Annotated in this window: 14 protein-coding genes and 1 pseudogene; 10 read left to right on the top strand and 5 right to left on the bottom strand. The window is 70.1% G+C overall.

The window, feature by feature from the left end; genetic code table 11:
* Positions 1-116: 116 nt before the first annotated feature.
* Together ACI2LP_RS06225 and ACI2LP_RS06220 are read right to left on the bottom strand one after the other, a co-directional pair.
* A complete protein-coding gene (locus tag ACI2LP_RS06225) occupies positions 117-1,712 on the bottom strand; it encodes an NADH-ubiquinone oxidoreductase-F iron-sulfur binding region domain-containing protein (protein WP_404723377.1) in 1,596 nt (531 codons plus the stop codon).
* Positions 1,709-3,154, bottom strand: coding sequence for a hypothetical protein (locus ACI2LP_RS06220; RefSeq protein WP_404723376.1), 1,446 nt, complete (start codon positions 3,152-3,154; stop codon positions 1,709-1,711). Before ACI2LP_RS06220 ends, ACI2LP_RS06225 begins: the two co-directional genes overlap by 4 nt.
* A 657-nt stretch (positions 3,155-3,811) precedes the next feature.
* Here ACI2LP_RS06220 and leuS point away from each other — a divergent pair.
* The 8 genes and pseudogenes from leuS (at position 3,812) to holA (ending at position 14,696) form a co-directional block, all read left to right on the top strand.
* Entirely contained in the window at positions 3,812-6,673 is a 2,862-nt protein-coding gene (gene leuS / locus ACI2LP_RS06215) for a leucine--tRNA ligase (protein WP_404723375.1), read from the top strand.
* Positions 6,674-6,880: 207 nt separating this feature from the next.
* Positions 6,881-7,723, top strand: a complete 843-nt coding sequence (locus ACI2LP_RS06210; protein WP_404723374.1) for a hypothetical protein — start codon at positions 6,881-6,883, stop codon at positions 7,721-7,723.
* Positions 7,724-7,800: 77 nt separating this feature from the next.
* Complete coding sequence (locus ACI2LP_RS06205; protein WP_404723373.1) at positions 7,801-8,646, top strand: DegV family protein; 846 nt, start codon at positions 7,801-7,803, stop codon at positions 8,644-8,646.
* 123 nt (positions 8,647-8,769) lie between these two features.
* A complete protein-coding gene (locus ACI2LP_RS06200) occupies positions 8,770-9,810 on the top strand; it encodes a helix-hairpin-helix domain-containing protein (protein WP_404723372.1) in 1,041 nt (346 codons plus the stop codon).
* A pseudogene (locus ACI2LP_RS06195) lies at positions 9,807-12,341 on the top strand (ComEC/Rec2 family competence protein); the annotation flags it as partial. The gene ACI2LP_RS06200 and the pseudogene ACI2LP_RS06195, both read left to right, overlap by 4 nt.
* Positions 12,342-12,613: 272 nt before the next feature.
* Positions 12,614-13,396 carry an arylamine N-acetyltransferase gene (locus ACI2LP_RS06190; protein WP_404723371.1) on the top strand — a complete coding sequence of 261 codons (783 nt, stop codon included), beginning with the start codon at positions 12,614-12,616 and terminating at the stop codon, positions 13,394-13,396.
* Between the two features lie 11 nt (positions 13,397-13,407).
* Positions 13,408-13,653, top strand: a complete 246-nt coding sequence (locus ACI2LP_RS06185) for a hypothetical protein (protein ID WP_404723370.1) — start codon at positions 13,408-13,410, stop codon at positions 13,651-13,653.
* A 56-nt stretch (positions 13,654-13,709) separates the two neighbouring features.
* On the top strand, positions 13,710-14,696 hold the full coding sequence (holA, locus tag ACI2LP_RS06180; protein ID WP_404723369.1) for a DNA polymerase III subunit delta: 987 nt from the start codon (positions 13,710-13,712) through the stop codon (positions 14,694-14,696).
* 434 nt (positions 14,697-15,130) lie between these two features.
* Here the strand turns inward: holA and rpsT are convergent, their stop codons facing one another.
* The gene (rpsT, locus tag ACI2LP_RS06175; RefSeq protein WP_360879857.1) at positions 15,131-15,397 is read right to left on the bottom strand and encodes a 30S ribosomal protein S20; all 267 of its coding nucleotides are present in this window, start codon (positions 15,395-15,397) and stop codon (positions 15,131-15,133) included.
* 229 nt (positions 15,398-15,626) lie between these two features.
* On the opposite strand from rpsT, the gene lepA reads away from it, so the two are divergent.
* Positions 15,627-17,492, top strand: coding sequence for a translation elongation factor 4 (gene lepA / locus ACI2LP_RS06170; protein ID WP_404723368.1), 1,866 nt, complete (start codon positions 15,627-15,629; stop codon positions 17,490-17,492).
* A gap of 281 nt (positions 17,493-17,773) precedes the next feature.
* On the top strand, positions 17,774-19,663 hold the full coding sequence (locus ACI2LP_RS06165; protein WP_404723367.1) for an AMP-dependent synthetase/ligase: 1,890 nt from the start codon (positions 17,774-17,776) through the stop codon (positions 19,661-19,663).
* A 79-nt stretch (positions 19,664-19,742) separates the two neighbouring features.
* Here ACI2LP_RS06165 and ACI2LP_RS06160 read toward each other — a convergent pair whose 3' ends face one another.
* A complete protein-coding gene (locus ACI2LP_RS06160) occupies positions 19,743-20,324 on the bottom strand; it encodes a two-component system response regulator (protein WP_404723366.1) in 582 nt (193 codons plus the stop codon).
* 10 nt (positions 20,325-20,334) lie between these two features.
* Positions 20,335-23,528, bottom strand: a 3,194-nt coding sequence (locus tag ACI2LP_RS06155) for a HAMP domain-containing protein (protein WP_404723365.1), incomplete at its 5' end; no start/stop codon positions are given.

Raw genomic sequence — 23,528 nt, 5'->3', positions numbered from 1 at the left:
TGTGTTCTTTTCTTCTCTTGGTTGTTTTTCTTTTTTTCAACGATCTTTTCACAATCTAATGCCACTTGGGGGCCCGCGGCCCCGCGGTCCGCCGCCCCCGCTTCCCTATGTGCCTGTCAACTGCGGCCGCTGCCAAGGGCCTTGCGGTTGCCGCCGGGCAGGGCGGGGCGGTCGGCGGGCTTGGGAGCCCGTTCGGCCGGCGCCTGCTCGATACGCATCGCCAGCGCGGGACACCGCCGTACGGCCCGCTGGGTGCGCCCCTGAAGGTGCACGGGAACGACCGCGTCGGCCACCGCCGGATACCCGTCGGGGTTGAGCCGGATCAGCTCGGGGATGATTTCCGCGCAGATGCCGTGGCCCTGGCAGAGCGTCCAGTCGATGAAGACCTTCTCGCCGCTCGGAATCGACTCCTCCGCCTCCTCGTAGCCGGGCAGGGGCAGGGGCAGCACACCGGTCGTCTCGCGTCCGCAGCCGCCGTGCAGCACATGGGCGGCGAGGTCGTCCGTGAAGGCTGACAGGGTCGAGGCGAAGAAGCGCGCCGAGCCGTCGGGGTGCTTGCACGCGCCGCGGCCCTTGACGGCCTGGGTCACCTCGCGCAGCGCCTCCAGTGCGGCAGGGCCGCCGCCGTTGATGACGTCGGACAGGCCGCCCGCCGCCGCGGGCAGGCCCAGCTTGCAGGGGCCGCACTGGCCCGCGGTCTCGGCGGCGAGCCAGTTGGCCACTCGCTGTGCCTCGCCGAGCGGGCAGGTCTCCGGGCCGATGGGGAGGATCGCGCCCGCACCCAGGGCGCCGCCCACGGCGGCCAGTGATTCGCGCGAGACGTTGGACTCGTGGACGGCGACCGAGTCGATCCAGTTGCCGTGGTAGCCGCCGGTCAGCACGCCCTGCGGGAGCGGCGGGGCGCCCGCCAGCTGCAGCACGTACCGCAGCGGCACACCCGTCGGGACCTCGACGACCATGGGGCGCGCGACCGCCCCGGAGATGGTCAGCATGACCGTGCCCGGCTCGGTGTCCAGGCCGGTGTGGCTGTAGCGGCGCGCGCCGATGCGGGCGCCGACGGCGAGCTGCGCGAAGGTCTCGGCGTTGGACAGCAGGGTCGGGGCGCCGCCGACGCCGGTGTCGGACGCACGCTCACGGCGGCCGGGCGGCAGCGCGGGGCCGCCGTTCACCGCGCGGATGACGGAGGAGGCCTCGCCGGAGACCATCCGCTCAGGGGTGCGCACGATCCGCGCGCGCAGCTGCTGCCCGCGCCGGTCGGACAGGCCGCGCTCGGCCAGTGCGGCGCGCATGGAGATCTCGGTGGAGTTGCGGGTGACCGCGACGACCAGAGTGCGCGCGCCGAGCGCCTCGGCGGCCAGCAGGGCGCCGTCCAGGATCAGATGGGGGGCGCGATTGAGCAGCACGGTGTCCTTGCGGCAGGCGGGCTCGCCCTCACTGCCGTTGACCACGACGACGGGCCGCACCCCGCGTCGGATGGCGGACTTGGCGACGGCGCGGAGCTTCTGCCCGAAGGGGAAGCCCGCGCCGCCGCGGCCGCGCAGCGATATGTCGTCGGCGAGCTGCGCGAGCCGCTCGCCGGTCATGGGTTCAAGAGGGCCGTGCACCTTGAGATGCATGGGGAGGTCGAGGCGCTCGACAAGGTCGAACCCCTGTGTCAGCTGGGGAAGGCCGACAACACGGACCTCGGGGACATCAGGGAGGGGGGTGTTCACGGTCGGTCTCCTGCGGGCGCGTGCCAGGGTTCTCCGGCCGGGGGCGGGAAGAGCCCGGGCATCGGCGCTGTGTCGTCGTACGCGGCGGGGTTGCCGGTGGCGTACGGGGAGGGAGCATCTTCGTACGAGGGATACGTGGGAGCGGGGTCGTAAGCGGTCGGGGTGTCGAACGAGGGAGCGGGGTCGTAGGCGGTCGGGGTGTCGAACGAGGGAGCGGGGTCGTAGGCGGTCGGGGTCCCGAACGAGGTCGAGGTGTCGAACGTCGGGGATTCGAAGGAGGTCGCTGGGTCGTATGCGGTGGTCGGGGGAGCGGGATCGTAGGCAGGAGGGGGCTCGTACGCCGGGGGCTCGTACGCCGAAGGAGCGGGGGGCTCGGGGGCTTCGGGCCGGAACGCCTGGGCGGGCGGCGGCGGAGACGGCGTGGGCCACAGACCGGGCGGGGGCCCGGACTCCGACACGACGGGGATCTCCTCCGTCATCGGTATGCGCTCCGCGAGCGGAGCGGCCGGGTCGCCGGCGAGGGAGACCGCGCGGTACGCGGCCGAGATCCCGGTGCCGGGGCCCACGCCGCGGCCGGCGGTCGGCTCGGCTTCCGGCGGCGGGGGCACCTCGTACAGCTGGGGCGAGGGGGCCGCGAGCCGCCTGGGCTGCGCGCGCGTCTGGTCGAAGGGGGAAGCGCGCTGGAAATCCGCCTCGTACGTACGCTGCGACGGAATGCCCCCCATGCCGTTGAGACCCGCCGGTGCGGTCGCGCCGGGGAGCGGGGAGGCGGTCGGGTCGCGCCGCGGCTCCTCGTCGGCCGACGGGCCGTCGGAGCTGCCGCCGGTCAGCGACATGATCTTGTTGGCGATGCGCCGCTGCGTCGGGCGGGGCAGCAGCCGTACGGCGACGGCGGCAGCGACTCCGGCGAGCGCGAGGCAGTACATGGTCGTGACCCACGGCGCGGCGGGGCGACCCGCGTAGAGGCCGTGCACGAGCGCCGAGCACCAGGCCGGGTAAGCCAGCATGTGCAGTGGCCGCCAGCGGCCCGCCGTGCGGATGTTGCCCGCCAGGGTGCTGCGCAGCACACCGGTCGTGGCGGCGACCACCATGAGGAAGCCGGCCAGCGAGCCGAAGCCGATGAGGCCGGACGTACCGGTGACGCCGAGTCCGAACGGGATCAGGGCGCCGATCAGCGACACCTTCCCCAGCGACACCTTCACGCTGACATGCAGCAGCAGGAAGCCGAGCGACGCGGTTGCGGTGGCTCGGTGGATTGCCTGCGCGAGGAGGCGGTGGCGGGTGTTCAGCAGCACTCGGTCGGTGGCGAGCAGACCCCACGCCACGGAAGCGGTCAGGGACACCAGGGACAGAACTCCGGTGCCGAAGTCGAGAAACGCACGAAAGCTGTCACTCCCGCCGATGGCCAGCAGGGGTATGAGCACGAACGCCGCGACGATCAAGCCACCTTGCACCGGGCGGCTGAGCCCGGTACTCGGTGTGGGGGACGAACGGCTGTTGCGTTGAGGGTTCATGGGGCGACTCCGAATGGTGCGGGAAATACGGTCCCGTTGACGCATGCTAGGTCGACCCATACTGGGTGGTACGACGTTTCAACGTTTAGAGAGCCGAACCACAGACAACTCACTTATGGGTTGCCCTGGATAGGGGCGATACGCGGGGTAACTGTAGGCAGTGTCAATAGGGTTCGAGGTGTGCTCCGCGACTCACTCGGGGCGCGCGCCGGAGGTGCAAGGGGCGCATCGGAATGCTCGGTACCGGGTGGCGTGACGAGGGCACGAGAGGTGAATTGCCACCTTCACGCAGAATGTCGGATTCCATTGGTGGAGCTTCGGTGGATCTTCGAAGGGTGTTCGGTGGCTGTAGGTGATCACAGAGGGCCGTTGAGTCGCCCTCGAGACCGGTCTCATGCGCCCGGTTCGCTCGCTGCGGTACCCTGACGCCATGCGTGCCGTACGCCTTCTGCTTAGCGAGCCGCGCTGATCAGTCCCGACGGATGAAGAATCCGGTCGGAATCGGCGCGGCGTCCCCTCCTGTGCGAGGGGTTTTTTCGTTTTGCATTCCGCTGGCAGAGACGAATCGATGGAGCTTCAAGGATCATGAGCGAGACGAATTCAGCTGCCGCTGCAGAGGTGGCTGCAGCGCACCGCTACACGGCTGCCATGGCGGCCGACATCGAGGCACGCTGGCAGGACGTCTGGGACGCCGAGGGCACGTACGAGGCGCCGAACCCGAGCGGTGAGCTGGCCGGGGACGCCGCCCTGGCGGCGAAGTCCAAGAAGTTCATCATGGACATGTTCCCGTACCCCTCCGGCGCGGGTCTGCACGTCGGCCACCCGCTGGGCTATATCGCCACCGACGTCTTCGCCCGCCACCAGCGCATGACCGGGCACAACGTCCTGCACACCCTGGGCTTCGACGCCTTCGGCCTGCCCGCCGAGCAGTACGCCGTGCAGACCGGCACGCACCCGCGCGTGTCGACCGAGGCGAACATCGAGAACATGAAGGCCCAGCTGCGCCGGCTGGGCCTGGGCCACGACAAGCGCCGGTCCTTCGCGACGATCGACCCGGACTACTACAAGTGGACCCAGTGGATCTTCCTGCAGATCTTCAACTCCTGGTACGACGAGGACGCGAAGAAGGCCCGCCCCATCGACGAGCTGGTGGCCCAGTTCGAGAGCGGTGAGCGTGCCGTGCCGGGCTCCACGCGCGCGTGGAGCGAGCTGAGTGCCGCGGAGCGCGCCGATGTGCTGAGCGGCTACCGGCTGGCGTACGCCTCCGACGCGCCCGTCAACTGGTGCCCCGGCCTGGGCACCGTGCTGGCGAACGAGGAGGTCACCGCGGACGGGCGTTCCGAGCGCGGCAACTTCCCCGTCTTCAAGGCCAAGCTGCGCCAGTGGAACATGCGCATCACCGCCTACGCCGACCGGCTGCTGGACGATCTGGACGCGCTGGACTGGCCCGAGGCGATCAAGCTGCAGCAGCGGAACTGGATCGGCCGCAGCGAGGGCGCGCGCGTCAACTTCTCGGTCGACGGCCATGACGACGCGCAGATCACGGTCTTCACCACCCGTCCCGACACCCTGTTCGGCGCCACGTACATGGTGCTGGCGCCCGAGCACGGCCTGATCGACTCCATCGTCCCGGCCGAGTGGCCGCAGGGCGTCAAGGAAGCCTGGACGAGCGGCGCCGCGACTCCGGCCGAGGCTGTCGCCGCGTACCGCAAGCAGGCCCAGACGAAGAGCGACGTCGAGCGGCAGACCGAACACAAGGACAAGACGGGTGTGTTCACCGGCGCCTACGCCGTGAACCCCGTCACCGGCGCGCAGATCCCCGTGTTCGTGGCCGACTACGTCCTGATGGGCTACGGCACCGGCGCCATCATGGCCGTCCCCGGGCAGGACGAGCGTGACTGGGAGTTCGCCGAGGCATTCGGGCTGCCCATCATCCGTACCGTCCAGCCGCCGGAGGGCTGGGAGGGCGAGGCGTTCACCGGACAGGGTCCGGCGATCAACTCCGCCAACGACGAGATCTCGCTGAACGGCCTGGCTGTCGCCGAGGCCAAGGCGAAGATCACCGAGTGGCTGACCGCCCGCGGAATCGGTGAGGGGACGGTCAACTTCCGGCTGCGTGACTGGCTGTTCAGCCGACAGCGCTACTGGGGCGAGCCGTTCCCGATCGTCTACGACGAGGACGGTGTCGCGCACGCGCTGCCCGAGTCGATGCTGCCGCTGGAGCTGCCCGAGGTCGACGACTACTCGCCTCGCACGTTCGACCCGGACGACGCGGACACCCAGCCCGAGACGCCCCTGTCCCGCGATGAGGACTGGGTCAACGTCGAGCTGGACCTGGGCGACGGCGTCAAGCGTTACCGCCGGGAGACCAACACCATGCCCAACTGGGCGGGTTCGTGCTGGTACGAGCTGCGCTACCTGGACCCGCACAACGACTCCAAGCTGGTCGACCCGGCGATCGAGCAGTACTGGATGGGGCCGCGTGAAGGCCAGCCGCACGGCGGCGTCGACCTGTACGTCGGCGGCGCCGAGCACGCCGTACTGCACCTGCTGTACGCGCGGTTCTGGTCCAAGGTGCTGTTCGACCTGGGGCACGTCTCCTCGGTCGAGCCGTTCCACAAGCTGTACAACCAGGGCATGATCCAGGCGTACGTCTACCGGGACGGCCGCGGCTTCCCGGTGGCCGCCGCCGAGGTCGAGGAGCGGGACGGAAAGTTCTACTTCGAGGGCGAGCCCGTCAAGCGCGAGCTGGGCAAGATGGGCAAGTCCCTGAAGAACGCTGTTACTCCGGACGAGATCTGTGCCGAGTACGGTGCGGACACGCTGCGTCTGTACGAGATGGCGATGGGCCCCCTGGATGTGTCCCGGCCGTGGGACACGCGCGCGGTGGTCGGCCAGTACCGGCTGCTGCAGCGCCTGTGGCGCAATGTGGTGGACGAGGCGACGGGTGAGGTGACCGTCGTCGACGGCGAGGCCGACGAGGCGATGCTGCGTGCCCTGCACAAGGCGATCGACGGCGCCGGACAGGACCTGGAGGCGCTGCGCTTCAACACCGCCATCGCCAAGATCACCGAGCTGAACAACTATCTGACCAAGGTGGGCGGACCGCTGCCACGGAGCGTGGCGGAGCAGCTGGTGCTGCTGATCGCGCCTCTGGCCCCGCACATCGCCGAGGAGCTGTGGCACAGGCTGGGGCACACCGACTCGGTCGTGCACCAGGACTTCCCGGTCGCCGACCCGGCGTATGTCGTGGACGAGTCCGTGACCTGCGTCGTGCAGATCAAGGGCAAGGTCAAGGCGCGGCTGGAGGTCTCCCCGTCGATCTCGGACGAGGAGCTGGAGGCGCTGGCGCTGGGAGACGAGGCGGTGGTCGCGGCGCTGGGTGGCGCGGGCATCCGCAAGGTGATCGTGCGGGCGCCGAAGCTGGTCAACATCGTCCCTGCGTAGTCGCGTCCCTGCCGTCCCTGCGTCGTCGCGCCGCTGGGTAACCGTCGTTGCGCAGGGCGCGCGCCCCGGCGCGGTGAGCCGGCCGTGCGGTGCACCGGGCGCGGTGAGGGGTTTCCCCTACGGGCAGGTTGGGGGTTCCGACGGAACCCTCGGCCTGCCTGTTCCGTTTACGGTGGAGGGACAACAGCCGACGCCGGAGGGGCGCTCATGGAAGCCGCGATTCTGATACTGACGCTGCTTTTCGTCGCCTTCGTGGCGTTGGGGGTGTACGTGACCGTGAAGATCGTCGGCGCGGCGAAGCGCGGTGTGGAACGGACGGTCACGCAGGCGCGCCGCACCGTCGAGGAGACCACCCTGCGGGCGAAGTCCTACGGGCAGGGCGGCGTGGTCGGCGAGCTGGCGCAGCTGCGGCTGGCCCTGCGTACGTCGATGAGGGCGACCCAGGACGCGCTGCACGCGGGCGTGGCGGAGGACGCCTCGCTGTCCGAGTCGCTCGCCCTGTTCAAGCGGCTGAGTGCGCACGGGCATGAGCTCGACGACGAACTGAAGCGGCTGGAGCGCGAGCCGGACCGGGCGACGGTGGCCTCGCTGCTGCCGGGGCTGCGCGAACGTACGGAGCGGATCACGCACTCGGCGGAGTCGCTGCGGTGGGCGGCGCGGGACCGGGCACAGAAGTTCGCGGACGACGATCTGGACGCGCTGAGCACGCAGATCGACATGGAGGCGGGTGCGTTGCGGCACTGGTCGGGGGCGGAGACGCCGGATGCCGATGCGCCGCAGGCGGCGTACGGGTCACAGGCGTCCTGGCCGGATGCGGGGACCGGCGACGGGGTTGTGCCCGAGCAGACCTGGGCGGATCTCGAGGCGGGGCCCGAGTCGGGTCCTCAGCCGCGAGCCGGGTCGGGCGCCGGGTCGGGGGCCGGGACCGGCACTCAGTCCGGGCCGGGGCACACCGTGGCCGAGCAGCCGCCGGCGATCACGGCGCGAGATCCGCGGCAGCAGACCACCTACCCCTGGCAGAAGTCCGCCCGACCGGAGACCACGAACTGACCCTCCGGGCCGGCGACGCGATCATTCGCGAGGGGCCGGGCTGCCGTCCGGCGGCCCCTGCGGGTAACCTCCCGCTCATGTCCCGCCATGTCGCTATCGTCACCGATTCAACGGCCTACCTGCCGCCGCCGACGATGGAGCGCCACGGCATCATCGCGGTGCCGCTGACCGTCGTGCTCGGTGATCAGGCGCTCGAAGAGGGGACCGAGATCTCGGCCCGCTCGCTGGCACTGGCGTTGCAGAAGCGACGCTCGGTGACCACATCCCGGCCGAGTCCAGAGATGTTCGCCGAGGTGTACCGGGCCAGGGCCGAAGCCGGGGCGACGGGCATCGTCTCGCTGCATCTGTCGGGCGAGTTCTCGGGCACGTACGACGCCGCGGTGCTGGCCGCCAAAGACGCACCGGTGCCGGTGCGGGTGGTCGACACGGGGATGGTCGGCATGGCGCTGGGCTTCTGCGCTCTCGCCGCCGCGGAGACGGCGGAGGGGGGCGGCACGATGGACGAGGCCGTGGCCGCTGCGGAGAAGCGGGCCGCGGGCACGTCCGCGTACTTCTATGTCGACACCCTGGACTATCTGCGCCGTGGCGGACGGATCGGGGCTGCGCAGGCGTTGCTCGGCTCGGCGCTCGCGGTGAAGCCGCTGCTGCAGCTGGACGGCGGCCGGATCGAGCTACTGGAGAAGGTGCGTACGGCGTCGAAGGCGATCGCCCGGCTTGAGGAGATCGTCGTCGACAGGGCCGGGACGAGCAGCGTGGACATCGCGGTGCACCATCTGGCCGCGCCGGAGCGGGCCGCGGCGCTGGCGGAGCGGCTGCGCGAGCGGGTTCCCGGCCTGGCCGACCTGTATGTGAGCGAGGTGGGCGCGGTGATCGGGGCGCACACAGGGCCGGGGCTGCTGGCGGCCGTGATCTCACCACGGTAGGTGCCCGGTGTCGGTACGTGTAGTCGCCCTTGCAGGTGACCGAGATATCCACAACAGGGCGGTTGTCCACGGAAATTGAGCCCGCTCAGCGGGTTCGGACGGATGTGCCTACCGTCCTGTGGCATGGCTATCCGATCACGTTCTGCAACCAGTGGGCCGGGCCGCGCCCCCGCCTCGGACAGCCGCGCCCGTGACGGGCGCGGATCAGGCTCGCGCTCTCGCGGTAGACGACGCATGGCCGCGATGTCGAATGCCGCGGTGTCCAGTACAACCCTGCGCCGCCGGGCGGACGCCCTGTTCGAGAGGCCGCGGGGCGGTGCGGACACGAGTCCGGACGCGGCCGTCGTGCTCGACGCGGCTGTCGTTCGCTCCCGGGCCGAAGGGGGAGGCGGGCGCTCCCGGGCCGGAGCAGGCGGAGGCGGCGGGACTGCCGCTGTCGGCGTCCCGCCAGGGGACGTCGACATCGGTACGGGCGCTTGGCAGCGCGTGCGGCTTGCGGCGCGCGAACGGCTGCCGTTGTGGGTCCAGCTCAGATGCGGGCTCGAAGCCAGGACGCTGGCAGCCCTGGCCGTCGTTCTGGTGGTCGCCGCGGCCTTCGCGGTCCAGCACTTCTGGGTGGCGAGTCCCCAGCCTGTACGGGCCCCGGAGCTGGTCCACCAGAGCGCGGCCATGCCGGAGCCGAGCCCTTCGCCCGGGCCGCCGCCGACGGCCGCGGGGCCCGGCGGGCGGATCGTCGTCGATGTGAGCGGGAAGGTGCGCAGGCCGGGAGTGCTCCGGCTGCCTGCCGGATCGAGGGTCGCGGACGCACTGCGGGCGGCCGGGGGCGTCAAGGCCGGCACGGATCTGACCGGGCTCAACCGGGCACGGGTGCTCATGGACGGCGAGCAGGTGGTGGTGGGCGGGCCCGCACCGCCGGGGCCGCCGGGGCCGACGGGTCCGCCGGGGTCCGGCCAGGGCGGGTCACAGGCCGCGGGTCCTGTGAGCCTCAACTCGGCGACCGTGGAGCAGCTGGACACCCTGCCAGGGGTCGGTCCCGTACTGGCCCAGCACATCGTCGACTACCGCACCCAGCACGGGGGCTTCCGGTCCGTCGACGAGCTCCGCGACGTCGACGGGATCGGCGACCGCCGGTTCGCGGACCTCCAGACCCTGGTACAGCCATGACGCGCCCGGCGGTTCACGCCAGTTCGGGCCACCGGCTGGGGGCGGCCGACCCGCGGCAGGAGGGACCGCTTGATCTGCGGCTGGTGCCACCCGCCCTGGCCGCCTGGGCAGCGGCGGCTCTGGCGGTCGGCGCGCGGGGGCGGTGGACGGCGGTGGGCGTCATGGTGTGCGTCGCCGCGGCGGGGCTGTTACTGGTCGTCGGCGCGAGCGGGGACAGGGGCCGCCTCGCGCCGGATGGCGAGGACACGCCCGTCAGCACACACACCCGTCGGCGTCGGCTCAATGCCACAGCCCTGGCGGCGATGCTGCTGTGCGCCGCAGCGGGTGGGGCCTCGGCAGGACTGCACGGCGCAGATGTGCGGCGCGGGCCGCTACCGGAGCTGGCACGCCAATCCGCGCACATCACCGCAGAGTTGACGGTCACCTCCGATCCCCGGATGATCCGTCCCCGCATCCGCGGAAATCAGGCGGCGGGTGGATTCCTCGTGCTGAACGCCGAGGCCACCCGGGTGACGGCTCCTCGTGGCGGGGCTACCGAGATCCGGACCCCCGTCCTTGTGATCGTGGCGTCAGGTGCCCTCCGCAAGGCCGACGGGACTGGCGAGCAGTGGATGCGGTTGCTGCCCTCCACCCGGCTGAGGGTGACCGGGCGGCTCGCGCCGCCCTCGGGCGACGACGACCCGTTCGCGGCCGTGCTGAAGGCGCAGGGGGACGGTCCGCCGCGGATCACCGGACCGCCAACAGCCGTCCAGCGCTCAGCCGGAGGGCTCCGCGCCGGACTGCGCGAGGCGACGGACGGGCTCGCCCCGGACGCCCGTGCGCTGCTGCCCGGGCTGGTCGTCGGGGACACCTCACGGATCACGCCCGATCTGCAGGACGCCTTCGAGGCGACCGACCTGACGCATCTGCTCGCTGTATCGGGAAGCAATCTGACCATCGTGCTCGTCCTGCTCATCGGGCCACCGGGCACCGCCCTGCTGGCCGAACGGCGGGGCGTGGCACCACGGTTGGGCATCACGCTGCGCGGAGCGGCGCTCCTCGGTGGCGCCCTCACGCTCGCCTTCGTGGTGGTGTGCCGGCCGGATCCGAGCGTGCTGCGGGCGGCGGCCTGCGGGACCGTCGCACTGCTCGCCATCGGCACCGGGCGCCGCCGCTCGCTCATCCCGGCGCTGGCGGCCGCCGTGCTGTTGCTCGTCCTGTACGACCCGTGGCTCGCGCGCAGTTACGGCTTTCTGCTCTCCGTGCTCGCCACAGGCGCCCTGCTCACCGTCGGTCCGAGCTGGAGTGCGGCGCTGCAACGCAGAGGGGTGCCGCCCCGGCTCGCCGAGGCCCTGGCCGCAGCCGCCGCAGCACAGGCCGTGTGCGCTCCTGTGGTGGCCGTCTTTGCGGCCCGGGTCAGCCTGGTGGCGATCCCGTGCAACTTGATCGTCGAGCTCGCCGTCGCCCCGGCCACGGTCCTCGGTTTCGCTGCGCTCGCCGCAGCCCCGGTGGCGATGCCCGTCGCCGAGCTGGTGGCCCGCTGTGCCGGGTGGCCGGCCGGGTGGATCGCCTCCGTCGCCCGCACGGGGGCAGCGCTGCCGGGCGCCACGACGGGCTGGCCGGACGGCTGGCGCGGCGGCTTGCTGCTGGCCGCCGTGACCATTCTGGTCGTACTCCTGGCCCGTCGGCTGCCGCGACACCCCTGGGCGGCCGCTGTGTGCGCGTTGCTGCTCGTGCTCGCCATCGTGCGTCCGGTCCCGTTGACCAGGGTCATCACCGGCTGGCCGCCGCCGGGCTGGACGTTCGCGATGTGTGATGTGGGGCAGGGCGACGCAGCGGTGCTCGCGGCGGGCGACGGCGCGGCTGTGGTCGTGGACGCAGGTCCGGCCCCCGAGCTCGCCGACCGGTGTCTGCGCGAACTGGGAGTCACCCGGGTCCCGCTGCTGCTCCTCACCCACTTCCACGCCGACCACGTGGCCGGGCTGCCCGGGGTCCTGCGCGGCCGGGCGGTCGGTGCGATCGAGACCACGGTGCTCGACGAGCCGCAGGACCAGGCTGCGTTCGTACGCCGAGTGGCCGACTCTGCGCGGGTGCCGGTGGTACGGGCCGAAGCGGGGGAGCGGCGCCGTTTCGGGCCTCTCGACTGGGAGGTGCTCTGGCCGGGGGCGGCAGCGGCCCCGGCGATCGAGGGGCCCAACGACGCGAGCGTCACGCTGTTCGCGCGGATCCGGGGCGGCCCCACCCTGCTGCTCCTCGGCGACCTCGAACCACCGTCCCAGCGGGGGCTGTTGCGGGCCTTTCCCGCAATCCCCCACGTCGATGTCCTCAAGGTCGCCCACCACGGCTCCGCGCATCAGCACCCAGGGCTGCTCCACGCTGTGCGCCCGCGGCTGGCGCTGATCTCCGTCGGTCGCGACAACGGGTACGGCCACCCCTCTCCCCGTACTGTCGGCGCGCTCCGCGCCCAGGGGGCGGTGGTGCTGCGTACGGACACGAACGGGGCGATCGCGGTGACGGGAGGCGGCCAGGATCTGAGGGCGGTCCCCCGGAGCGGCTCGGACCCTCCCGCGGCTGCTGCCGTCACCCATGCCGCGGCTGCGCGAACTCCGCTGCCCGGAGCAGGAGAGCGACCTCGCCGCCGTCCGCCGGCCGGAGAGAGACGTGGCCGCCGGCCGCGGGTCGGAGAACGACCTCGCCGCCGTCCGCCGGCCGGAGGGCGACCTGGCCGCCGGCGCCGGGCCGGGGTGCGAGCCGTCGCCTCGGGCGGCAGGCTTAGGACCAGCGGTGCATGGCGGGCGTGCACCCCTCGGGCCACACTCTTCCCATGGATGCCTACCTCCGCCGTATCGGGGCGAGCCGCCCGGAGCGCGCCGACGCCGCCGCCCTGCGCGATCTGCAGTTGCGGCACCTTCGGACGGTCCCCTTCGAGAACCTCTCCATCCACCTCGGCGAGGACATCGAGCTGGAGGAGAAGGCGCTCCTGGCCAAGATCGTGGACGCCGGGCGCGGCGGGTTCTGCTACGAACTCAACGGCGCCTTCTCCGCGTTGCTGCGCGACCTGGGGTTCACCGTCACCCTTCTCCAGGCACGTGTCTTCGGTGACGAGGGCCGACTCGGCATCCCGTACGACCATCTCGCCCTCCTCGTCGGGACGGCGGACTCGACGGGCCCCTGGCTGGCCGACGTCGGCTTCGGGGACCATGCCCACCACCCGCTCTCGTTCGACGAGCGGGGGGATCAGCAGGACCCGGCGGGTACGTTCCGGATCGTCGAGGTGCCGGAGTCCGAACACGGCGATCTCGACGTCTACCGTGACGGCGAGCCGCAGTTCCGACTGGAGCGGCGGCCCCGCGTGCTCGACGACTTCCGGGCCGGGTCGTGGTGGCACCGCACCTCGCCCGACTCGCACTTCACCCGGTCCGTCGTCTGCTCCCGGCTCTCCCTCGAGGGCCGGATCACGCTCAGCGGCCGAAAGCTCGTCACCACCGGCCATGGTGAGCGCAGGGAGCAGCCACTCGCCGACGACGCGGCGGTGCTGGCGGCGTACCGCGACCACTTCGGGCTGCTGCTCGACCGCCTGCCGTCGGCTCCGGGCGGCGCAACCTGAACAATGTCCCTGTGAGTGCTGTGAGACATGTACTGGTGCTGCCCGACCGGGATGCCGCGGAGGAGGCGGCCGAGGCGCTCGGCGACCGCTTCGGCGTCCTCGATGAGCCGTTGCTCATACGGGACGCGCTGGCCGGCGAGGACGACGCCGAGGACGCCCAGTGGCTGGTGGTCCTCGAGGACCCGGCGGAGCGGCTGGACCCCGCGAAGCTGGATGAGTTCGCGGGGGAGTGGGACGGCTGGCGCGAGGAGCCGTAGGCAAGCGCCAGGGAGGACGGGGGCGGTGTCAGTGGTGCGTGGGATGCTGGTTCACGATGGCCACCAGGAAGAATTCGACCGATGATCCCCTCGCCCCCGTCACGCTTGCCGTGGGCCAGGAGGATCTGCTCCTCGACCGTGCCGTGCAGCAGGTGGTGGCGGCAGCGCGTGCCGCCGACGCCGACACGGACGTGCGCGACCTCACCGCGGACCAGTTGCAGCCGGGCACGCTTGCGGAGCTGACCAGCCCCTCGCTCTTCGCCGAGCGCAAGGTCGTGGTCGTGCGGAACGCGCAGGATCTGTCCGCGGACACGATCAAGGACGTCAAGGCGTATCTCGACGCACCCGCCGAAGAGATCACGCTGGTGCTGCTGCACCCCGGCGGGGCGAAGGGCAAGGGTCTCGTGGACGCCGCGCGCAAGGCGGGGGCGCGGGAAGTCGCATGCCCCAAGACCACGAAGCCCGCGGAGCGGCTCACTTTCGTACGGTCCGAATTCCGTGCGCTGGGCAGGTCGGCGACGCCTGAGGCGTGCCAGGCGCTGGTCGACTCCATCGGGAGCGATCTGCGCGAGCTGGCGAGTGCGGTCTCGCAGCTCACGGCGGATGTCGAGGGCACGATCGACGATGCCGTCGTCGGGCGCTACTACACCGGCCGGGCCGAGGCCTCCAGCTTCACGGTCGCCGACCGCGCGGTGGAGGGACGGGCGGCGGAGGCACTTGAGGCGCTGCGCTGGTCGCTGTCGACGGGGGTCGCGCCGGTCCTGATCACCAGCGCGCTGGCGCAGGGGGTACGGGCGATCGGCAAGCTCTCCTCGGCGCGTGGCGGGCGGCCCGCGGATCTCGCACGCGAGCTGGGCATGCCACCGTGGAAGATCGACCGGGTGCGGCAGCAGATGCGCGGCTGGACACCGGACGGGGTGGCGGTGGCGCTGCGGGCGGTGGCAGAGGCGGATGCCGGGGTGAAGGGCGGAGGGGACGACGCGGAGTATGCGCTGGAGAAGGCGGTGGTGGCGATCGCGCGCGCGGCGCGTTCGCGTCGCTGAGCGCGGCTTGCCCCACCCACCTCCACCCGAATCCGGGGCTCCGCCCCGGACCTCTGGGCAAGAGGCCGCGAGGGCTGACGCCTCCGCGCCCTTGTGAGCGCTGGCTTCGCGGCGCCTCGGCCTTCCGGGCCGGAAGCAGGGGTGCGCCTGCTTCACGGCGCGGTTCGCCCCTCGCCACGCCCCCGGCCCCCGCACACCCAGCGAGCGCCTGCCCCGGCACCCCGCCACGCCCCCGCACAGCCCGCTCCCCCCACCCCACCAACGCCGAAGGCCCCGGCCGCACATCCTGGGGAAGGACGGCGAACGGGGCCCACGGTTCAAGCTCGTGCGCCGCACCCGCGTGGCGAACGCAGGCCGCGTGCGGCGCTAAAAGGTGCCGGGGCGGGAGCGGATGAGAGGGCCCGCTGGATCCCTACCGGCGACAATCAAGAGGTTCAGCCCTTGAGGGAGCCAACCTTGGAGGCCAGCGCCGACTTCTTGTTGGCGGCGGCGTTCTTGTGGATGACACCCTTGGAGACGGCCTTGTCGAGCTTCTGCGACGCCTCGCGGAGGGCCACAGTGGCCTTCTCGGCGTCGCCCGAGGCGGCAGCCTCACGGGCCTTGCGGATCGCGGTCTTGAGCGACGACTTGACGGCCTTGTTGCGCAGGCGCGCCTTCTCGTTCGTCTTGTTCCGCTTGATCTGGGACTTGATGTTCGCCACGAAAGAGCCTTTTCAGGTTCGATGATATTGATCTTGATCCTCACGGACCTTGATCTTTACGTCGCGTCTCGTACATGAGAGGGCACGAGACACAGCTGCCCAGGCTACCAGCCGCCCATCGGGGGCCCAAACCGGGCGCAGCCCCGCAGCCATGGGACCATGGAAGCTACGTATCGATCCGACATCGCCCGAGACGAGACGCCCCGCGTCTCAAGAATCAGGACCCTGCGTGCCCGCGACTCCTACCCACGTGCCCGAGCCGAGCCGTACCGACCCGGCGCTGATCCGCAATTTCTGCATCATCGCGCACATCGACCACGGCAAGTCGACCCTTGCCGACCGGATGCTTCAGCTGACCGGTGTGGTCGATCAGCGGCAGATGCGCGCTCAGTACCTCGACCGCATGGACATCGAGCGCGAGCGCGGCATCACGATCAAGTCCCAGGCGGTCCGGCTGCCGTGGTCGCCCACCGAGGGTGAGGGCCAGAACACGACCCACATCCTCAACATGATCGACACCCCGGGCCACGTGGACTTCACCTATGAGGTCTCCCGCTCGCTGGCGGCCTGCGAGGGCACCGTCCTGCTGGTGGACGCCGCGCAGGGCATCGAGGCGCAGACCCTCGCCAACCTCTATCTGGCGATGGAGAACGACCTCACGATCGTCCCGGTCCTCAACAAGATCGACCTGCCGGCCGCCCAGCCGGAGAAGTTCTCCGAGGAGCTCGCCAACCTCATCGGCTGTCAGCCCGAGGACGTGCTCAAGGTCTCGGCCAAGACCGGCGTCGGTGTGGAAGCCCTCCTCGACAGGGTCGTACGGGACGTGCCCGCGCCCGTCGGCGTCGCCGACGCGCCCGCCCGCGCGATGATCTTCGACTCGGTGTACGACTCCTATCGCGGCGTGGTGACGTACGTACGAGTCATCGACGGCCAGCTCAACAAGCGCGAGCGCATCAGGATGATGTCCACCGGCGCCACCCACGAGCTGCTGGAGATCGGCACCAACTCGCCCGAGATGCTGCCGGCCGACGGCCTCGGCGTCGGCGAGGTGGGCTATCTCATCACCGGCGTGAAGGACGTCCGCCAGTCCAAGGTCGGTGACACCATCACCACCCTGCACAAGGGCGCCACGGAGGCTCTCGGCGGCTACAAGGACCCCAAGCCGATGGTGTTCTCCGGCCTGTATCCGCTGGACGGTTCGGACTACCCCGAGCTGCGCGACGCCCTCGACAAGCTCCAGCTGAACGACGCCGCGCTGGTGTACGAACCCGAGACGTCCGCCGCGCTCGGATTCGGGTTCCGGGTCGGCTTCCTCGGGCTGCTGCACCTGGACGTCATCCGGGAGCGGCTGGAGCGCGAGTTCGGGCTGGACCTGATCGCCACCGCCCCCAACGTGGTCTACCGCGTGGTCATGGAGGACGGCGCCGAGCACACCGTCACCAACCCGAGCGAGTTCCCCGAGGGCAAGATCGCCGAGGTGCACGAGCCGGTCGTGCGAGCCACGATCCTCGCCCCCAGCGAGTTCATCGGTTCGATCATGGAACTCTGCCAGACCCGCCGCGGCACGCTGCTGGGCATGGACTATCTCTCCGAGGACCGGGTCGAGATCCGCTACACCCTCCCCCTCGCCGAGATCGTTTTCGACTTCTTCGACCAGTTGAAGTCCAAGACGCGCGGTTACGCCTCCCTCGACTACGAGCCCACCGGCGAGCAGGCCGCCAGCCTGGTCAAGGTCGACATCCTGCTGCACGGCGACAAGGTCGACGCCTTCTCCGCCATTACGCACAAGGACGCGGCGTACGCGTACGGCGTGCGGCTCGTCGCCAAGCTCCGCGAGCTCATCCCGCGGCAGGCCTTCGAGGTGCCCATCCAGGCCGCCATCGGCTCCCGGGTCATCGCCCGAGAGACCATTCGCGCCATCCGCAAGGACGTCCTCGCCAAGTGCTACGGCGGTGACATCTCCCGTAAGCGGAAACTGCTCGAGAAGCAGAAGGAAGGCAAGAAGCGGATGAAGATGGTCGGCAGCGTGGAGGTTCCTCAGGAGGCCTTCATCGCCGTGCTGTCCAGCGACGAGGGTGGCAAGGGGAAGAAGTAGCCCCCAGCGTCGCCAGTGGTCGCGACCGACGAGCGGAAGCGCCCGACTGTGGTCCGGTCGGGCGCTTTTCGCGTGTCTGCGGGCGCATCACCCGATAGGTGAGGGATACACCGACCACCGGTTCCAGCCAGTGATCTCTCGGTCTGTTCGTTATCAAGCGGCAGCCCAAAGCCTCTTACGCACCGGCTTTGGGCGCTCTACTCTGATCACGGCTCGATGGTTACTCGCCAGTTAAACAACCAGCCAGTCGTGCAGTGCTTGCCGCAGGCCCGGAGGACGTCGTGAGCGACACACAGACCCTGATCGAGAACCGACCGCCCTCGGTGGCGACTCTTTTCGCCGAGCGTGTGGCGGCTACGCCGGACGCCGAGGCCTACCGCTACCCGGTGGCGCCCGCCGCCGGTCACGGGCCCGACGACTGGAAGTCGCTGAGCTGGGGCCAGGCCGCCGAGCGGGTCTACGCCATCGCGGCCGGTCTGATCGATCTCGGCGTGCAGCCCGAGGACCGGGTCGCGCTCGCCTCCTCCACCCGGGTCGAGTGGATCCTCGCCGACCTCGGCGTGATGTGCGCGGGCGGCGCGACCACGACCATCTACCCGTCCACGAACGCCGAGGAGTCGTCGTACATCCTCGCCGACTCCGGCAGCAGGGTGCTGATCGCGGAGGACGTGTCCCAGCTCGCCAAGGCGCGTGAGAAGCGGGCGGATCTGCCGGAGCTCAAGCACGTCGTCGTCCTCGACATGACCGGGGTGGAGCCCGACGCGAGCGAGCCCGATGGCTGGGTGCTCTCGCTCGCCGAGCTGGAGGCGCGCGGCGCGCAGTACCTCGAGAAGCACCCCGAGGCCGTCAAGGAGCGGATCGGGGCGATCACCGCGGACCAGCTGGCGACGCTGATCTACACCTCGGGCACCACGGGACGGCCCAAGGGTGTGCGGCTGCCGCACGACAACTGGTCGTACATGGCCAAGGCCACCGCGGCGACCGGGCTGATCAGCAAGGACGACGTGCAGTACCTCTGGCTGCCGCTCGCCCATGTCTTCGGCAAGGTGCTGACCTCCGGACAGATCGAGGTCGGCCATGTCACCGCCGTCGACGGCCGGGTCGACAAGATCATCGAGAATCTGCCGGTGGTGCAGCCGACCTACATGGCAGCCGTGCCGCGCATCTTCGAGAAGGTCTACAACGGCGTCGCGGCGAAGGCGCGGGCCGGCGGCGGTGCGAAGTACAAGATCTTCCAGTGGGCGGCCGGTGTCTCGCGCGAGTACGCCAAGGCCTCGCAGGACAACTTCCGCCGTACGGGCACGGCCTCCGCGCCCTTCGGGCTGAGCGCAAAGCACAAGGTCGCCGACGCGCTCGTCTACTCCAAGCTCCGTGACGCCTTCGGCGGGCACCTGCGCGCCGCGGTCTCCGGCTCCGCAGCCCTCGCGCCCGACATCGGCTACTTCTTCGCCGGCGCCGGGATCCACATCCTGGAGGGCTACGGCCTGACCGAGTCCAGCGCGGCGTCCTTCGTCAACCCGGGTGAGGCTTACCGCACGGGCACGGTCGGCAAGCCGCTGCCCGGTACGGAGGTGCGCATCGCGGACGACGGCGAGATCCTGCTGCGCGGCCCCGGGATCATGGAGGGCTACCACGGTCTGCCGGAGAAGACCGCGGAAGTCCTGGAGTCCGACGGGTGGTTCCACACCGGGGACATCGGCGAACTCTCCGCGGACGGCTATCTGCGGATCACGGACCGCAAGAAGGACCTGATCAAGACGTCGGGCGGCAAGTACATCGCGCCGGCGGAGGTCGAGGGACAGTTCAAGGCGGTGTGCCCGTTCGTCTCCAACATTCTGGTGCACGGCGCGGACCGTAACTTCTGCACGGCGCTGATCGCGCTCGACGAGCCGACCATTCTCGGCTGGGCCAAGGAGAACGGCCTGGACGGCAAGTCGTACGCCGAGGTGGTGGCCACGCCGCAGGCCGTGGAGCTGATCGAGGGCTATGTGAAGCGGCTCAACGAGGGGCTGCAGCGCTGGCAGACGATCAAGAAGTTCCGGCTGCTCCCGCGCGACCTGGACATCGAGCACGGCGAACTGACGCCCAGTCTCAAGCTGAAGCGGCCGGTCGTCGAGCGCGAGTACCGTGAGCTGATCGAGGACATGTACGCGGGCTCCCGCGAGGCCTGAGGCCCGCGCTTTCCCGAACCGGGTTCCACCCCTTTACTCCCTGCAGGGGGAGTAAAGGGGTGGAGCCCCGGACGCGGCCTCAGCCCCGGACGCGGCGCAGGTCCCTCAGGGCTTCCTCCACCCGCGTCAACTGGGTCCGCAGTTCCGGCACATCGGCCGGGCTGCCGCAGTCCAGCGCCTTCTCTATCGCACCCAGCCGGTCCGCGATCGTGCCCAGCTGTTGCTGCTCGCGGGCCAGCAGACGCTCCAACTGGCGGTTCTTGCGGTGCAGATCGAGGAACACATTCACCTTCGCCCGCAGCACCCACGGGTCGAAGGGCTTGGTCAGAAAGTCCGCGGCCCCCGTCGCATACCCCCTGAAGGCATAGCCTCTGTCCGCCTCCACCCCGGTCAGGAAGATGATCGGGACGTCCTTCGTCTGGTCCAGACGCTTGATGTTGGACGCGGTCTCGAAGCCGTCCATGCCGGGCATCCGCACATCCAGCAGAACCACCGCGAACTTCTGCCGCAGCAGCGCCTTCATCGCTTCCTCGCCGGAACGTGCCCGCACCAGCGGTTCGTTGAGGGACCCCAGTACTGCCTCCAGGGCGACGAGATTGTCCTCCATGTCGTCCACGAGGAGGATGCTCGCGCGTTCGGCGGTGGGCGCCTCTGTGCTCATCGTGTCTGCCTTACGTGATCGTCGGTGGGACGCCCGGCTGCTCGTCGCCGCCTGGCTCTCCCGGTGCTGCGGGTATTTCTTCGGACGCCGTGCCGTCCGGGTCGGCCGTCTCGCGCTCGGGGTCCAGCAGGGCGCAGACGACGGTCAGCAGACGGTCCACATCGACGGGCTTCGGTACGTACTCGTTCGCGCCCTGCGCTATCGACTTCTCGCGGTCCCCCGGCATCGCCTTCGCGGTGAGAGCGACGATCGGCAGATCCGTCCACAGCGGGCTGCGCCGGATCGCCTCGATCGTCTCGTATCCGTCCATCTCGGGCATCATGATGTCCATCAGGACCAGTTCGACGTCCGGGTTGCGCTCCAGCGTCTCGATGCCCTCCCGGCCGTTCTCCGCGTACAGCACGGGCATGCCCACCCTGCCCAGCACATGGGTGAGCGCAAAGACGTTGCGGATGTCGTCGTCGACGATGAGGACGCGGCGGCTCGACAGGATCCGGCCCGCCCGGCCCGACTTCCACTCCTCCAGCTTGGTCGTCGTCGGCCAGCCGTCGTCCGGCTCCGGGAGTCCCATGTGGTCGGCGGCGTGGCGCTCCGGCGAGGTGAGCGGGACGGTCCGCATCTCCTGGAGGTCGTGGCTGTCGTGGGAGCCGTCGTTCTCGGCGCCGAGATGGCCGGGGTAGAGCACGGGGACGTACAGCGTGAAGGTGGAGCCGCGGCCCGGCTCGCTCTCCGCGATGATCCGGCCGCCGAGCAGCCCCGCGATCTCCCGGCTGATGGACAGACCGAGGCCCGTGCCGCCGTACTTGCGGTTGGTGGTGCCGTCGGCCTGCTGGAACGCCTCGAAGATCACCGGCAGTTTCTCCTTCGCGATACCGATACCGGTGTCGCTGACGGCGAAGGCGATCAGGTCGTCCATGCCCTTGAGCAGCTTGTTGTCGGGGTCCTTGACCCTGTTCACAGCCAGTTCGACGCGGCCCGACGAGGTGAACTTGATCGCGTTGGAGAGCAGATTGCGCAGGATCTGCTGGAGCCGCTGCTCGTCGGAGAACATCTCGCGCGGTACGTCCTCGCCCACCGCGACCTCGAAGGCGAGACCCCGGTCGATCGTGATCGGGCGGAAGGTGGCGTGGACATAGTCCAGCAGCTTGATCAGCGGCAGCTTCTTCGGGCGTACGTCCATCCGGCCGGCCTCGATCTTCGACAGGTCCAGAATGTCGTTGATCAGCTGCAGCAGGTCGGAGCCCGAGCGGTGGATCGTGGTCGCGAACTGCACCTCCTGGTCGGTGAGATGGCCGTCCGGGTTGTCGGAGAGCAGCCGGGCGAGGATGAGCAGTGAGTTGAGCGGGGTGCGCAGCTCGTGCGACATGTTCGCCAGGAACTCCGACTTGTACTGCGAGGAGGTCGCCAGCAGCGCCGCCTTCTCCTCCAGTTCGGCGTTGGAGCGCTGCAGTTCGGCCTGCTGCCGCTGCAACTCGTTGGAGCGCTCCTGGAGCTGGATGGCCAGGCGCTGGGACTCGCCCAGCAGTGACTCCGTACGGGAGTTGGCGATGATGGTGTTGATCGCGACGCCGATGGTGTTCACGAACTGGTCGAAGAAGGCCAGGTGGACGTCGGAGAAGCGGGAGAAGGACGCCAGCTCGATCACACCGAGGAGCTTGTCCTCGAAGAGGATCGGGATGATGACGACGCTGGTCGGGGATGCCTCACCAAGCCCCGAATTGATCTTGATGTAGTCCGGCGGGGCCTCTTCGAGAAGAATCCGCTTCTTCTCCAGGGCCGCCTGGCGGACCAGGCCGTGGCCCGGCATGCCGGTGGTGTCTATGGTGGACGACTGGGCGGAGCCGTAACCGGCGATGAAGGCCAGTCCCTTGGTGGTCGACGTCGTACGGGACGGAGTGCCGTCGGCGTCCGGATCGGCCAGGAAGAACGCGCCGTACTGCGCGTTCACCAGCGGGGTCAGCTCGCGCAGGATCAGGTCGGCGACCTCCATCAGGTCGCGGTGGCCCTGCATCAGACTGGCCAGGCGGGCGAGGTTGGACTCCAGCCAGTCCTTGGCGCGGGTGGTCTCGCGGAGGTTGGACACCATCAGGTTGATGTTGTCCTTGAGCTCCGAGACCTCGCCGCGGGTCTCGACGGTGATCGAGCGGGACATGTCGCCCTGGGTGACGGCGGACGCCACCTCGGCGATGGCGCGGACCTGGGTGGTGAGGTTGAGCGCGAGCTCGTTCACACTGGTCGTCAGCCGTTTCCAGGTGCCGTACACACCCTCGACACGCGCCTGGCCGCCGAGCTGGCCCTCCGAACCCACCTCGCGGGCCACGCGCGTGACCTCGGAGGAGAACGAGGAGAGCGTGTCCACCATGGTGTTGATGGTGGTCTTCAGCTCCAGGATCTCGCCGCGCGCGTCCACGTCGATCTTCTTGGAGAGATCGCCCTGGGCCACGGCCGTCGCCACCTGCGCGATGTTGCGCACCTGGGACGTCAGGTTGTCGGCCATGTAGTTGACGTTGTCGGTGAGGTCCTTCCACAGACCGGTGACACCGAGGACCTGGGCGCGGCCGCCGAGCCTGCCGTCCGTGCCCACCTCGCGGGCCACTCGGGTGACCTCGTCGCCGAAGGCGCGCAGCTGCTCCACCATGGTGTTGACGGTGTCCTTGAGCTCCAGGATCTCGCCGCGCGCGTCGACGGTGATCTTCTTGGAGAGGTCGCCGTTGGCGACGGCGGTGGTGACCTGCGCGATATTGCGGACCTGGGAGGTCAGGTTGGACGCCATGAAGTTGACGTTGTCGGTGAGGTCTTTCCAGACGCCGGATACGCCGCGGACCTGGGCCTGGCCGCCGAGGTTTCCTTCGGTGCCGACCTCGCGGGCGACGCGGGTGACCTCGTCGGCGAAGGCGGAGAGCTGGTCGACCATGGTGTTGATCGTCGACTTCAGCTCCAGGATCTCGCCCTTCGCCTCAACCGTGATCTTCTTGCCGAGGTCGCCCTGGGCGACGGCCGTGGACACGAGGGCGATGTTGCGCACCTGGGACGTCAGGTTGTCGGCCATGAAGTTGACGTTCTCGGTGAGGTCTTTCCAGACGCCGGATACGCCGCGGACCTGGGCGCGGCCGCCGAGGTTTCCTTCGGTGCCGACCTCGCGGGCGACGCGGGTGACCTCGTCGGCGAAGGCGGAGAGCTGGTCGACCATGGTGTTGATCGTCG

Source organism: Streptomyces sp. NPDC019890, from assembly GCF_044903445.1.
GTDB lineage: Bacteria > Actinomycetota > Actinomycetes > Streptomycetales > Streptomycetaceae > Streptomyces.
The sequence above is the reverse complement of the archived record's forward strand: the minus strand, read 5'-3'. Positions and strand labels throughout refer to the sequence as shown.